Annotated in this window: 10 protein-coding genes; 5 read left to right on the top strand and 5 right to left on the bottom strand. The window is 71.2% G+C overall.

Annotated elements, in window-relative coordinates; translation table 11 throughout:
* The first annotated feature begins 233 nt into the window (after positions 1-233).
* Both ACZ7G3_RS01625 and ACZ7G3_RS01620 read left to right on the top strand, forming a co-directional pair.
* Entirely contained in the window at positions 234-1226 is a 993-nt protein-coding gene (locus tag ACZ7G3_RS01625; RefSeq protein ID WP_470922789.1) for an esterase/lipase family protein, read from the top strand.
* A gap of 294 nt (positions 1227-1520) precedes the next feature.
* Positions 1521-3149, top strand: coding sequence for a M23 family metallopeptidase (locus tag ACZ7G3_RS01620; protein WP_470922788.1), 1629 nt, complete (start codon positions 1521-1523; stop codon positions 3147-3149).
* Positions 3150-3325: 176 nt separating this feature from the next.
* On the opposite strand, the gene pcrA is transcribed toward ACZ7G3_RS01620, so the two are convergent.
* Positions 3326-5812: a DNA helicase PcrA gene (gene pcrA / locus ACZ7G3_RS01615; protein WP_470922787.1), complete on the bottom strand. Its 2487-nt coding sequence runs from the start codon at positions 5810-5812 to the stop codon at positions 3326-3328.
* Positions 5813-6259: 447 nt separating this feature from the next.
* Between pcrA and ACZ7G3_RS01610 the strand changes: the two genes are divergently transcribed.
* Entirely contained in the window at positions 6260-7459 is a 1200-nt protein-coding gene (locus ACZ7G3_RS01610) for a C40 family peptidase (RefSeq protein WP_470922786.1), read from the top strand.
* 27 nt (positions 7460-7486) lie between these two features.
* Entirely contained in the window at positions 7487-8509 is a 1023-nt protein-coding gene (locus ACZ7G3_RS01605) for a tellurite resistance/C4-dicarboxylate transporter family protein (protein WP_426597174.1), read from the top strand.
* Here the strand turns inward: ACZ7G3_RS01605 and ACZ7G3_RS01600 are convergent.
* Positions 8487-8840, bottom strand: a complete 354-nt coding sequence (locus ACZ7G3_RS01600; RefSeq protein WP_361210449.1) for a hypothetical protein — start codon at positions 8838-8840, stop codon at positions 8487-8489. The two genes, ACZ7G3_RS01605 and ACZ7G3_RS01600, sit on opposite strands and share 23 nt — an antisense overlap.
* 314 nt (positions 8841-9154) lie before the next feature.
* Between ACZ7G3_RS01600 and ACZ7G3_RS01595 the strand changes: the two genes are divergently transcribed.
* On the top strand, positions 9155-10213 hold the full coding sequence (locus ACZ7G3_RS01595; protein WP_470922785.1) for a C40 family peptidase: 1059 nt from the start codon (positions 9155-9157) through the stop codon (positions 10211-10213).
* Between the two features lie 263 nt (positions 10214-10476).
* Here the strand turns inward: ACZ7G3_RS01595 and ACZ7G3_RS01590 are convergent, their stop codons facing one another.
* The 3 genes from ACZ7G3_RS01590 to ACZ7G3_RS01580 all read right to left on the bottom strand — a co-directional run bounded on the left by ACZ7G3_RS01590 (position 10477) and on the right by ACZ7G3_RS01580 (position 13156).
* Positions 10477-11040, bottom strand: a complete 564-nt coding sequence (locus ACZ7G3_RS01590; RefSeq protein ID WP_426597176.1) for a chloramphenicol phosphotransferase CPT family protein — start codon at positions 11038-11040, stop codon at positions 10477-10479.
* Between the two features lie 80 nt (positions 11041-11120).
* A complete protein-coding gene (locus tag ACZ7G3_RS01585; RefSeq protein WP_426597177.1) occupies positions 11121-11867 on the bottom strand; it encodes a LuxR C-terminal-related transcriptional regulator in 747 nt (248 codons plus the stop codon).
* Entirely contained in the window at positions 11864-13156 is a 1293-nt protein-coding gene (locus ACZ7G3_RS01580) for a PspC domain-containing protein (protein WP_470922784.1), read from the bottom strand. Before ACZ7G3_RS01580 ends, ACZ7G3_RS01585 begins: the two co-directional genes overlap by 4 nt.
* Positions 13157-13176: the final 20 nt, after the last annotated feature.

Here is a 13176-nt window from a genome sequence, read left to right as displayed (position 1 = left end):
CAGGGTGCGGCGGCACTACGCGTACGGAGAGCCGCAGCGAAGGCAGTACAGGGCAGCAGCGGGCCTCGTCGCCGTTTCAACGACACCACAGGGCTCACAGGGCGCTGCCATGCGCCGCGGCGCGCTCGAACGGGCGAACCTCACAAACATCACCCATCACTGGTGTCACGGCTCTCCACGAGGGCACACGGGGGACAGAGGCGTCACCGCGCGTGCCGACAGGAGGTCGGCCCATGAAGGTCACCACGACAGCACTGCCCCTTCTCCCGTTCTGTCAGCGTCTCCTGCCCGGCATGCCCAGCCTGCCCGGTCTGCCCGGCTTGCCTGACATGCCCAGCCTGTCCGACCTGCCCGGGCTTCCAGGACTGCCCGGGCTCACAGGTCTCCCAGGCCGGTTGACCGGCCTCTCCCTGACCCTCATCAAGGCAAGCGCCCTGGAGGTCGCGATCCTCGCCGGGCACTTACTCCTGTATCCCTCGGGGATCATCCAGGAGCGCCGCCCGATCTCGGCCCTCCCGCCACAGGCCGCCCAGGACCGGCAGCCCTCCCCTCCCACTCCCCGGCTCCCGGCCCGCAGCAGCCCCCCGGTCGTCCTGCTGCACGGCTTCATCGACAACCGCTCGGTCTTCCTGCTCCTGCGCCGCAGCCTGGCCCAGCACGGCAGACACCAGATCGAGTCGCTGAACTACTCCCCTCTGACCTGCGACATCCGCACCGCGGCCGAGCTGCTCGGTCGGCACATAGAGGAAATCTGCGAACGGACGGGCAGTGAGCGGGTCGACATCGTCGGGCACAGCCTCGGCGGACTGATAGCCCGGTACTACGTGCAGCGCCTCGCCGGAGACCTCCGCGTCCGGACACTCGTGACGCTCGGCACCCCGCACGCCGGGACTCGGGTGGTCCCCCTGGCGAACGCGCATCCGATCGTGCGCCAGATGCGCCCCGGATCGGCGGTGCTCGAGGAGCTGACCCTGCCGTCGCCCGGCTGCCGTACACAGTTCGTCAGCTTCTGGAGCGATCTGGACCGCGTGATGGACCCGCTGGAGACCGCCTGCCTCGACCACCCCGACCTGACGGTGCAGAACGTGCGGGTGAGCGGCATCGGCCACCTCGCCCTCCCCGTGCACCCCGCCGTGGCCACCGGGATACGGCAGGCACTGGACACGACCGAGACGGAGGCGGGCGCGGAAACCGGCAAGCACGCCGGCGGCCTGACGGTCGCCTGAGACCCGGAGAAGACCCGGAGAAGACCCGGAAAACCCCTCGAGGCCCCCAGAAGACCCTCACAAGTTCCCGAGAAGACCCCGGTCAGGCTCCGAAAAACAGCCGACGCAACCCGTTCGCCATCGAACAAACATCGAACACAAAGCCAAACTCGTGCCCGCCGTCCCCCAAAACACGGCCGATTGCCCGTTTCCTTCGCGCGTGAAACCTGACGAAGATTGTCGTGCCCGTATACCGCCGGGTACAGTCGCCGCACTGCTCTGGCAGCCCCTGTTGTCGAGGCGAAAGAGAAGTTGGTGAACGACCGTCACCCGTCGGGGACCATGACCACCCCGGCTTCGGCTTCCGACGCCGATCCGGCGCAGTACGCGTCGTACGGCACAGGGGAGGCCCAGTACGGCGACCTCACCACGTACGGCGGATATGCCACCACCGGTTTTTCCACCGGCGGCACCACCACGGCGGCCTTCGACGCGGACCCCCTCTTCGCCTGCCTCCCGGGCCAGGACACCGGAACCCACGACGCCACGGGGTCGTACGAGACCACGGGTTCCTACGACGCCACAGGCACGTACGACGCGACCCAGTGGTCCACCGGCAGCGGACAGGCCCTGAACTACGACGCGTACGCGGCCCAGCACCACGCCGCCTACGACACCGGCGCCTACGACACGACCACGTGGACGGCCGACTACCAGCAGCCCGCCTCCGTGCCGCCGCAGGCCACGGGCGTCGAGGCCACCGGACAGTGGGACACCGGCGCCTGGGCCCAGCCGGACCAGTCCGGCGAGCCGGCGGATCAGACCCAGCAGTGGCAATGGGGCACGCAGACCTTCGACACCAACACCTTCGCCACCGGCACGTACGAAACCGGCACCTTCACGACCGGCACCTTCGCGACCGGCACGGCCGACACCGGCGCCTACGACGCCACGCAGTGGAACTCGGACGGCACCACGGCGGAGAGCCCGCAGACGGCACAGGACACCGGGCCGGAAGGCCCTGCGGACACCCCGCCGACCGCCGAGGAACCCGCCCCGCGCGACGACGACCTGGCCGCCACCGGCGAACTCCCCACCGTGACCGCTCTCCTGGAGGGCCAGGAAGAGGTCAGCCCGGCCGCCCGGATTCCGGCCGCACGCACCGCCTCCCGCGGTGGGTCGCGTTCCCGCCGCCGCCAGCCCGCCAAGCGTTCGGCGCTGCTGACCATCGCCGTGCCGTCGGCCTGCGTGATGAGCGTCGCCGGTATCGCCGCGGCCTCGGTCGGCGGCCTCACCGGCGACGACGGCAAGGAGACCAGGGCGTCCGCGGCGGACGCGGGCACCGCGGGTGACGCGGAAGCGGCGCCGGTGAAGCCGTCCGCCGCCAACAACAAGCTGGACACCCAGCTCACGAGCCTCGCCGCCGGAGCCGACGACTTCGCCGACCGGGCCAGCAGGACCCAGGAACGCATCGACCTCAAGGCCCAGCAGGCCGCCGAGAAGAAGCGCGCGGCACAGGAGGCGGCCCGCAAGGAGCGGCTGCGCCCCAAGTTCGCGCTCCCGGTCGCCCAGCACGGTCTCAGCGCGTACTACGGCCAGGCCGGCATCAACTGGATGTCCGTGCACAGCGGGATCGACTTCCCGGTGTCGTACGGCACGAAGGTGATGGCCTCGACCGACGGCACGGTCCGCACGCAGTACAACAGCGCGTACGGAAACATGATGATCGTGACCGCGAAGGACGGTACGGAGACCTGGTACTGCCACCTCTCCAGTTACCAGGTGCCCTCCGGTACGAAGGTGAAGGCCGGCGACGCGATCGCGTTCTCCGGCAACTCGGGCAACTCGACCGGCCCGCACCTGCACTTCGAGGTGCGTCCCTCGGGCGGCTCGGCGATCGACCCGCTCTCGTGGCTGCGCAGCCACGGCCTCAACCCGTCCTGACGCCGTAACGTCTCAGCAGCCCGGCCCCGGGCCGGCGGCGCGGGCGCTCGGGGTGCCGCGCCCGCGGCGCAACACCCGCGCCGCGCCCGCAGGCAACCCCCGCGAGGCCCCGCGACAGACCCACGATGCACCCGCGAGGCCCCGCGGCAGACCCGCGAGGCCCCCGCGACGCACCCTCAGAGCTTCTCCACCGGCGCGTACCGCAGCAGCAGCCGCTTCGGCTTGGTGTCGCCGAAGTCGATCGTCGCCTCGGCGTTCGACCCGGTGCCCTTCACCCCGACCACCGTCCCGAGCCCGAACTGGTCGTGCGTGACACGGTCCCCGACCGACAGGGAGACCGTCGCCTGCTCGGCGGCGGCGGACCGGCGCGTGGCGAAGCCGGACGCGCCCGACGCCGAGGAGCGGGAGCGGGACGACGACAGCGAGGCCGCCACGCCCGAGACCGGCGCGGAGGGCGCGGGCCCGTTCGCCCCGGTCCGCTTCCACTCCAGGTGGGGTGCCGGAATCTCCTCCAGGAAGCGCGAGGGCGGGTTGTACGACGGCTGCCCCCAGGCGCTGCGCAGTGTGGACCGGGTCAGGTAGAGCCGCTCACGGGCGCGTGTGATGCCGACGTACGCCAGGCGCCGCTCCTCCTCCAGCTCCTTGGCCTGCCCGAGGGCGCGCATGTGCGGGAAGACGCCGTCCTCCATGCCGGTGAGGAAGACGACCGGGAACTCCAGGCCCTTGGCGGTGTGCAGGGTCATCAGGGTGACGACGCCGTCGCCGTCCTCCTCGTCGGGGATCTGGTCGGAGTCGGCGACCAGCGCGACCTTCTCCAGGAAGTCGGCCAGGGTTCCGGGCTCCTCGCTCTCGGCCCGCTCCTGTTCGAACTCCAGGGCGACGGCGGCGAGTTCCTGGAGGTTCTCGATGCGGGTCTCGTCCTGGGGGTCGGTGGAGGCCTGCAACTCGGCGAGGTAGCCGGTGCGTTCGAGGATCGCCTCCAGCACGGTCGCCGGACCGGCACCGGACTCGACGATCGTCCGGAGGTCCTCCATGAGCGTGTTGAACCGCTTGACGGCGTTCGCGGAGCGCGCGGCCATGCCGTACGCCTCGTCGACCCGCTTCAGGGCCTGCGGGAAGCTGATCCTCTCGCGCTGGGAGAGGGCGTCGATCATGGCCTCGGCGCGGTCGCCGATGCCGCGCTTGGGGACGTTGAGGATGCGGCGCAGCGGCACCGAGTCCTCGGGATTGGCCAGCACCCGCAGGTACGCCAGGACGTCCCGGACCTCCTTGCGCTCGTAGAAGCGGACGCCGCCGACGACCTTGTAGGGCAGGCCGACGCGGATGAAGACCTCTTCGAAGACACGGGACTGTGCGTTGGTGCGGTAGAAGACGGCGACGTCGCCGGCCTTCGCCTCGCCCGCGTCCGTGAGGCGGTCTATCTCGTCGGCGACGAACTGCGCCTCGTCGTGCTCGGTGTCGGCGACGTACCCGGTGATCCGCGAGCCGGCGCCCTGGTTGGTCCACAGGTTCTTGGGGCGGCGGGACTCGTTGCGCTCGATGACCGCGTTGGCGGCGCTGAGGATCGTCTGGGTGGAGCGGTAGTTCTGCTCCAGGAGGATCGTCGTCGCGTCCGGGTAGTCCTCCTCGAACTGGAGGATGTTGCGGATGGTGGCGCCTCGGAAGGCGTAGATCGACTGGTCGGCGTCGCCCACCACGCACAGCTCGGCGGGCGGGACCTCTGCCTCGGGCGGCACGTCGACGGGGTGCTCGGAGGTGCCGACCAGCTCGCGCACGAGGGAGTACTGGGCGTGGTTGGTGTCCTGGTACTCGTCGACCAGGACGTGCCGGAAGCGGCGGCGGTAGTGCTCGGCGACGTCCGGGAAGGCGCGGAGCAGGTTGACCGTCGTCATGATCAGGTCGTCGAAGTCGAGGGCGTTGGCCTCGCGCAGCCGCGACTGGTAGAGGGCGTACGCCTGGGCGACGGTCTTCTCGAATCCGTCGGCGGCCTGGGCGGCGAAGTCCTCCTCGTCGATCAGCTCGTTCTTGAGGTTGCTGATCTTCGCGCTGAAGGACTTGGGCGGGAAGCGCTTGGGGTCCAGGTCGAGGTCGCGGCAGACGAGCGCCATCAGGCGCTTGGAGTCGGCGGCGTCGTAGATCGAGAACGAGGACGTGAAACCGAGCCTCTTCGACTCCCGGCGCAGGATGCGGACGCACGCGCTGTGGAAGGTCATCACCCACATCGCGTTCGCGCGCGGGCCGACGAGCTGCTCGACGCGCTCCTTCATCTCGCCCGCGGCCTTGTTGGTGAAGGTGATCGCGAGGATCTGGCCGGGGTGGACGCTCCGCTCGGCCAGCAGGTGGGCGATGCGGTGGGTGAGGACCCTGGTCTTGCCGGATCCGGCACCGGCCACGATGAGCAGCGGGGAGCCGGAGTGCACGACGGCGGCGCGCTGGTTGTCGTTCAGCCCGTCCAGGAGCGCGGCGGCGTCCAGCGCGGGGCGGGGGGCGCCGTCGCGGTAGTGGGTGTCCCGGTCCGGCGGCGCGTCGAACTTCCCGCCGAACAGATCGTGCGGGACCGGCTCCGGTCCGTGATCGTCCTCGGGCGGCGGCGGGGGTTCCTCCTCGTGACCGCGGGGGGTCTGGAGGCTCGCCAGGAAGCTGTCGTCAAAGAGGCTGCTCATCGCTCTCCGAGTCTAGGGCGCCCCACCGACAACCCGGCGCCACCCCGGAAATTGGCCGGCATACCGGCACTGGGCACCCCCTGCGACGGGTGACACCACGGAGAGTGACACCTTCCCCGAAGGTCACGAAAATGTATCGGGCATATCACCTGCCGACCTTCACAGCGGCCCCACGGGTTGGCTACGGTGCGGGCAGGCCGCACGGCCCCCTCCGGCGAACGTCGCCGGGCCGCGCGGCCTCCGCCGAGTCCGGCGTGCTCGCACGGCACCCGGAGCCGGGGACCCGACAGGGAAACCTGGGGTGAATCGGCCGCCCTGCCCCCCGACGGACCCGCCGCAGGGCAGACCTTCCGGAGGGACCACGCCGCCCGCCCCCTCCCCCAGGGCCGGCAGGGCCCGCGGGCCCACCGCCGACCCGGCAGGCGGAGCGTGGAAGGAGTCGCCTCCTTGGCGTCGCACCGCAAGTCGCGCCCCACGGGTACGCGTGTCGCAGGCATACGGACCCCCGCCCTCGCCACGGCAGCCCTCACCTCCGTCGCCCTGCTGTCCCAGACGGCCACCGCCGCGCCGTCGGACGACGACAGGCCGACCCTCGAAGAGGTCGAGAAGAAGGTCGACGACCTGTACCGGCAGGCGGGGTCGGCGACGGAGAGGTACAACGCCGCCAAAGAGAGGACCGCCAAGCAGCGCGAGCGCGTCGACACCCTCCTCGACGACGTCGCCGAGCGCACCCAGCGGCTCAACGAGGCACGCGAGGCGTTGGGGTCCTTCGCCTCGGCCCAGTACCGCACGGGTGCCGCGGTCCCGGAGACCGCGACCTTCCTGCTCGCGGACTCGCCGCAGGACTACTTCGACCAGAACCACCTGATGAGCCGGCTCACCGGCCGCCAGAAGGACGCGGTCGACGACTACGTCACACAGCAGTCCGCGACGATGGAGAGGCGCCGGGAGGCCACCGAGAGCCTCGAGACGCTCAACGAGTCGCAGAGCGAGCTGAGAACGGCCAAGAGCACCGTCCAGAAGAAGCTCGCCACCGCCCGCGAGCTGCTGTCGGAGCTGACCGCCGAGGAGAAGGCCCGGCTCGCGGCGATCGAGAAGAAGAAGCGGGACGAGGCCGCCCGCAAGGCCGCGGAGCTCGCGAAGCAGCAGGCCGAGGAGCGCGAGCGGCAGGAGGAGGCCGCCCGGCGGGAGAGCGGCGCCGCCACCGGGTCCGCCGGATCATCCGGCTCCGGTGGCACAGGTGGCACCGGTACGGAAACCGGGTCCGCCGCGCCGGACTCCTCCCACGGCACCAAGGCCGAGAAGGCGCTCGCCTTCGCCCGCGCCCAGATGGGCAAGCCGTACGTGTGGGGCGCCACGGGCCCCGGCTCCTACGACTGCTCGGGCCTCACCCAGGCCGCCTGGAAGGCCGCCGGGGTGACACTGCCGCGTACCACCTACGACCAGGTCGACGCCGGCACGACGGTCGCCGTCTCCCAGGCCCAGCCCGGTGACCTGGTCTTCTTCTACGACGACCTCAGCCACGTCGGCCTCTACATCGGCAACGGCATGATGATCCACGCACCGAAGCCGGGCGCGTACGTCCGTGAGGAATCGATCTTCTACGACGGCGAGTCGTCGATCCACAGCGTGGTGCGCCCGGCCTGACCCCCGCGGCTCTCTAGCATCGGGCCCATGTCATCCGGCACCTCTCCCACCTCCCCCTACCCGCTGCGCGCCTGGTGGGCGCAGCGTCCCCCGGCGGCCGGGGCCGCGGTGATGGCGACCGGCATCCTGTCGGTCGCCCTGCACCTGACGGGCCACGAGGTCCTGTCCAGGATCACCCTCGTCCTGGCCTGCGCCGCCTGGCTGACACTGGCGGCGAACTTCGTCTACCTGCTCCTGGCCGAGCGCGCGCAGTGGGTGACGCGAGCGGGGACGCCGGGGGCGCTCACCGCCGTGGCCGCGACGACCGTGCTCGGCACCCGCTTCTCGCTGCTCGACCGGCCGGTCCTGGCGGCGGCGCTGCTGGCGCTGGCGGCGCTGCTGTGGCCGGGGCTGCTGCTCCTGGTGGTACGGCGCTGGGGGCGCAGGATGCCCGGCGCCGTGTTCCTGGGCTGTGTGGCCACGGAGGGTCTCGCCGTGCTCGGCGCCACGCTGGCCGCGGCCACCTCGACACCCTGGCTGGCACACGCGGCCGTGGTGCCGTTCTGGCTGGGGATCGTGCTCTACCTGATCGCGCTGTTCCGCTTCGATCTGCGGCAGGTGGCCCGGGGCTCCGGGGACCACTGGGTGGCGGGCGGCGCCCTCGCCATCTCGGCACTGGCCGGCGCCAAACTGCTCGCGGCGGCCGGGACGGGCATGTACCTGTGGAACGACGACGACTACGCCGTCCTGCACGACGTGACCGTCTTCCTGCTCGCCCTCGACCTCGCCTGGTACGCCGCGCTGCTCGCCGCCGAGATCGCGTGGCCCCGGATCCGCTACGACGTGCGCCGCTGGTCGACCGTCTTCCCGCTCGGCATGACGGCGGCGGCGACACTGTCCGTCGCCGCCGTCCTCGACGTCCCGTGGCTGGAGGCGCCCGGTCAGGCGCTGCTGTGGATCGCGGTGGCCGCGTGGCTGGCGGTGGCCGCGGGGGCGGTCGTCCAGGCCAGGGCCGGGCTGCGGTCCCCGGTCACGGACGCGGCGGCCCTCAGGTCCACAGCACGGCGATGAAGATGTTCGCCACGGTCAGCAGGCCCACCAGACCGAACAGCGGCTTCTCCACCTTCTCGTCGTCGCGCTTCACATAGACCAGGCCGAGGATCACGATCAGCAGGGCGAGCTTCACGCCCATCTTGACGTTGTCGACGGACTGGTCGTCGGCCTGGTTGAGGCCGATCAGGACGACGCCGGTGACCAGCATCGTCAGCGCGCCGTGCAGCATCGCCGGAACGAAACGGGCCGTGCCCTGGCCCATCGCCTTCATCTGGGTCAGGAAGCCCCCGAGGAGCGACGCGATGCCGATGATGTGCAGACCGACGAAGATGTGGATGAGTACGTCCATGGGGCCGGAGCCTAATCAGAGGCCCGGGCACCCGCCGACACCGGCCCGCCCGGACGCGAGGGCTCTTGCGCGGCGCTCGCCACGCACATGCGCCTCATAACACCTCACATCCCTCAACCACCCCCGATCCGACAGATCGGTCATCACCCTGCGTGAAGGTGGCGGTCGCGGGACGAGGCCTTCACCACATACGGTCACCGACTGGTCCGGTACCGCCACTTCCGTGCATCTCGCCACCCGGCCATGACCGCCGCGCCTAGCGTCCTCCCCCAGGCAACCGGAGTCGAGCCGTACGGAAAGGACGTGGATCGCAGGTGGGAGCGCACCGCAGGCCGCGACAGCGCGTGACGGGCGGCGGGAGAGTCCGTAGGGCGGCCACCATCGCCCTCGCGGGCGCGGCCGCCGCGACCGGCCTGGGCGGCGGGACCGGGCACGCCGATCCAGAACCGACTCCGGCGCAGGTGAGGGCCAAGGTGGACAAGCTCTACCGGGAGGCCGAGATCGCCACCGAGAAGTACAACGGCGCGAAGGAGAAGGCGGACGCCGCCGAGCAGCGCCTGGAGAAACTACGGGACGAGGCGGCCCGCAAGGAGAGCCGCCTGAACTCGGCACGCGAGGCGCTGGGCTCGGTCGCGGCGGCCCAGTACCGCAGCGGCGGCCTCGACCCGGCCCTGCAACTCGCACTCTCCGCCGACCCCGACGCGTATCTCGAAGGCGCCGCGTTCGTCGAGCGGGCGGGCAGCCGTCAGACGGCCGCCGTCGGCCGGGTACGCGAGGAACTCCGGGAGATCGAACAGCTCCGCGGAGCCGCCCGCGTCGAGGTGACCTCGCTGACGTCGCGCCGGGCCGAACTGAAACGCCACCGCGAGACCGTCACCGGCAAACTGGAGACGGCCCGCCGCCTGCTGTCCCGGCTGACCACCGAGGAACGCGCCGGGCTCGGCCACGGCACGGGCGACCGTGCCTCCCGCTCCTCGGCGGCCGACCGGAGCGCTCTGTCCGCCTCTCCCGCACAGGCGCCCGACTCCCGTGCCGCAGCCGCCGTCGCCTACGCCCACCAGAAGCTCGGCAGCCCCTACGTGTGGGGCGCGACCGGCCCCGACGCCTTCGACTGCTCGGGCCTCATCCAGGCCGCCTACCGCGCGGCCGGGGTCTCCCTCCCACGCACGACCTACGCCCAGATCGACGCGGGCCGCCGCGTTGCACGGGCCGAACTGCGTCCGGGGGACCTGGTGTTCTTCTACTCGGGCATCAGTCACGTCGGCATCTACATCGGCGACGGCCGTATGATCCACGCCCCGAACCCCTCGGCCCCGGTCCGCGTCGCCCCGCTCGACGAGATGCCGTTCGCGGGGGCTACGCGGGTGGTTTGAGTCCTCCCCTCCGTGAAGGGAGGGGCTTCCTGGCTCAGGCTGCCTCAGCCCGGACGAGCATGACGCGTGCGGAGTTCTTGTCCCGTGGTTACGTGGTTCCGCAGGCGGTGCAGGGGTAGGTGCGCGCACCCAGCGGCAGGGCGTGCTTGGACGACGTATCTGGCCGAGGCCTGGTGGTGGCGCTGGCGGACGACCGGGGTGCGCGGGGAAGGGACTGCGGCATCGGCAAGGAGGTGTGGTCGAAGTGGCACTCGTGCCTGGGATCAGCGAAGAGGCGAGCCGAGTTTCAGGCGGAGCCGGGTGAAGGCTGTGGGGCTGGGGCGGTCTGGGAGGAAATCCCTGATCCGCTGCGCGCACTCGCGCGGGCTCGCCGTGCCCGTGTCGCACTCCAGGTCGTAATCGCCGTGGCTGTGCACACGCTCGTACTGGTGGGCGGCAAGGCCCGACGGGCGGTCACCCCGGGCAAGCTCGCGCCGGGTCAACTCGTCGAGCGGGCAATGCACACCCACGAACAGTACGTCCTCGGCCGGCAACAACGTCAGACAGTCGAGCAGCCGCCACGGCTCACTCAGCACATGGTCGACCACGATGTCGTTGCCCGCCTCGGCCATGGCCGCGATCGAGCGGTGAAAGCCCATTCGGGTCCGACGCAACGCGGCATCGAGCTCGTCGGCCCCGAGGTTTCGCTTGCTCCGCATCGCGTTGAAGGTGTCGACCGCCATGTGGAAGAAAACGCCGTCGTCCAGGATCGCCAGAAGCTCCCGAGCGATGCTCGACTTGCCCGAACTGGAGGTGCCGTTGAGGAAGATGATCCGCCCAGACGCCATGCGTGCATGATCACACGCTGACGGGGCCGCGTCAGGGAGTCTCTACGGGCGTATCCCCTTCGCCCGACCACCCCGCATGCTCACACCAGCCGCCGCGCCGTCGCCCATCGGGTCAGCTCGTGCCGGTTGGACAGCTGGAGCTTGCGGAGGACCGCCGAGACGTGGGACTCGACCGTCTTCACCGAGATGTACAGCTGCTTGGCGATCTCCTTGTACGCGTAGCCGCGGGCGATCAGACGGAGCACCTCGCGCTCGCGCTGGGTGAGGCGGTCCATGTCCTCGTCGACCGGCGGGGCGTCGGTGGAGGCGAACGCGTCGAGGACGAAGCCGGCCAGCCGCGGGGAGAAGACGGCGTCGCCCTCCTGGACGCGGAAGACGGAGTCGATCAGGTCCGTGCCCGTGATCGTCTTCGTCACGTAGCCCCGGGCGCCGCCGCGGATCACGCCGATCACGTCCTCCGCCGCGTCCGAGACGGACAGGGCGAGGAAGCGGACGGGCTGCTCCGCGTCACTCATCAAGGGGGCGCAGCGGCGCAGGACTTCGACACCGCCACCGCCGGGGAGGTGCACGTCGAGGAGAACCACCTCCGGCCGGGTGGCGGTGATGACCGCGACGGCCTGGTCGACGTCGGCGGCCTCGCCGACGACCTCCACCCCGGTCTGCGCGGTCTGGCCGATCTCGGCCTGGACGCCGGTGCGGAACATGCGGTGGTCGTCGACGAGCACCACACGCACGTGCCGCTCCCCCGTGCCGCCGTTCGCCGGCTGGGCGGGCTGGGCCGCCTCGCCCGCTCCCACTATTCCGTTCCCCTCGGTCGGGTCGCTCATGACGTCTTCTCCGCCCTCTCCATCTCCAGCTCGACCTCCGTGCCGCCGTCCGGCACCGCGCGCAACCGGGCCGTACCGCCGTTGCGCTCCATGCGGCCGATGATCGATTCTCTGACGCCCATGCGGTCGGCGGGTATCGAGTCGAGGTCGAAGCCGGGGCCGCGGTCCCGGACGGACACGAAGACCCTTCTGCCCTCGACTTCGGCGTAGACCTGAACGGCGCCGCCCTCGCCACCGTACTTGGCGGCGTTCACCATCGCCTCGCGTCCGGCCTGCATCTGTGCGCCGATTCTCTCGTCGAGCGGGCAGTCACCGACGACCACGACCTCGATGGGGACGCCGTGCTTGTCCTCGACCTCCGCCGCATTGCGCTTCACGGCCTCGGCGAGGGTGGTGGGCTCGTCGTCCTCGTCCTTGCCATTGCCCTCCGGCTTGTAGAGCCAGGCGCGCAGGTCGCGCTCCTGGGCCCGGGCCAGGCGGCGCACCTCGCCCGGGCTCTCCGCGTTGCGCTGGATCAGGGTCAGGGTGTGCAGCACCGAGTCGTGGACGTGGGCGGCGACCTCGGCGCGCTCCTGGGCCCGGATGCGCATCAGCCGCTCCTCCGAGAGGTCCTGCGTCATGCGCACCAGGTAGGGGCCCGCGAGGAGCGTTATCCCGACGAGGACGGCGAGGGCCGCCTGGAGAACGGAACCGAGGTGAGCGGCGGACCCCTGCAGGACGAAGATGCCGGTGACACCGGCCGTCACCAACAGGACGCCGGCCACGGTACGCAGCAGGGTGACCGTGCGCCGGTGGCGCCCCACCTCGGCCCAGCGGGCCCGGCGGGCGTTGTCCGCCTGGCGCCAGACGAGGGCGACGCCCGCGCCGACGAGGACGGTCGGCCAGAGGTAGACCCTGGCTCCGCCGCCGAGATCGACGTTCCCCACGAAGACCAGGGCCACGACGACCATGAGGAGGAGGGCGACGATCTGACCCTTGTCCGGTTTGCGGGTGACGAGTCTGCGGCGGCCGTCCGGAGAGGTCTCGGCGGTGACGAGGGACGGCGGCCGCTGGGCGTCGACGCCGCCGACGCCCAGCGGTACGAAGAACCAGAAGGCCGCGTACAGCAGCGCGCCGAGGCCGTCGGCCATGAACAGGCCGACGAAGGCGAACCGCACCCAGATGACGGGCAGCCCGAGGTGTCCGGCGAGCCCCCGCGCCACACCACCGAGCCAGCGTCCGTCGCTGCTGCGGTAGAGCTTGCGCGGCGGCCGCGGTTCGACGAGTGGTGCTGCTGCGGCTTCCGGCATGACACTGATGGTCACACGGC

The sequence above is a fragment of the Streptomyces sp. NPDC037271 genome, from assembly GCF_055603605.1.
Note: the sequence above shows the minus strand (reverse complement) of the source record. Positions and strands in the feature narration are given on the sequence as shown.

Bases quoted from the DNA above. Each gene is read 5' to 3' on its own strand.
- ACZ7G3_RS01600 (WP_361210449.1), bottom strand. From the start codon at position 8,840: ATGGACGTACTCATCCACATCTTCGTCGGTCTGCACATCATCGGCATC.
- ACZ7G3_RS01580 (WP_470922784.1), bottom strand. From the start codon at position 13,156: ATGCCGGAAGCCGCAGCAGCACCACTCGTCGAACCGCGGCCGCCGCGC.
- ACZ7G3_RS01590 (WP_426597176.1), bottom strand. From the start codon at position 11,040: ATGGCGTCTGGGCGGATCATCTTCCTCAACGGCACCTCCAGTTCGGGC.
- pcrA (WP_470922787.1), bottom strand. From the start codon at position 5,812: ATGAGCAGCCTCTTTGACGACAGCTTCCTGGCGAGCCTCCAGACCCCC.
- ACZ7G3_RS01585 (WP_426597177.1), bottom strand. From the start codon at position 11,867: ATGAGCGACCCGACCGAGGGGAACGGAATAGTGGGAGCGGGCGAGGCG.
- ACZ7G3_RS01625 (WP_470922789.1), top strand. From the start codon at position 234: ATGAAGGTCACCACGACAGCACTGCCCCTTCTCCCGTTCTGTCAGCGT.
- ACZ7G3_RS01605 (WP_426597174.1), top strand. From the start codon at position 7,487: ATGTCATCCGGCACCTCTCCCACCTCCCCCTACCCGCTGCGCGCCTGG.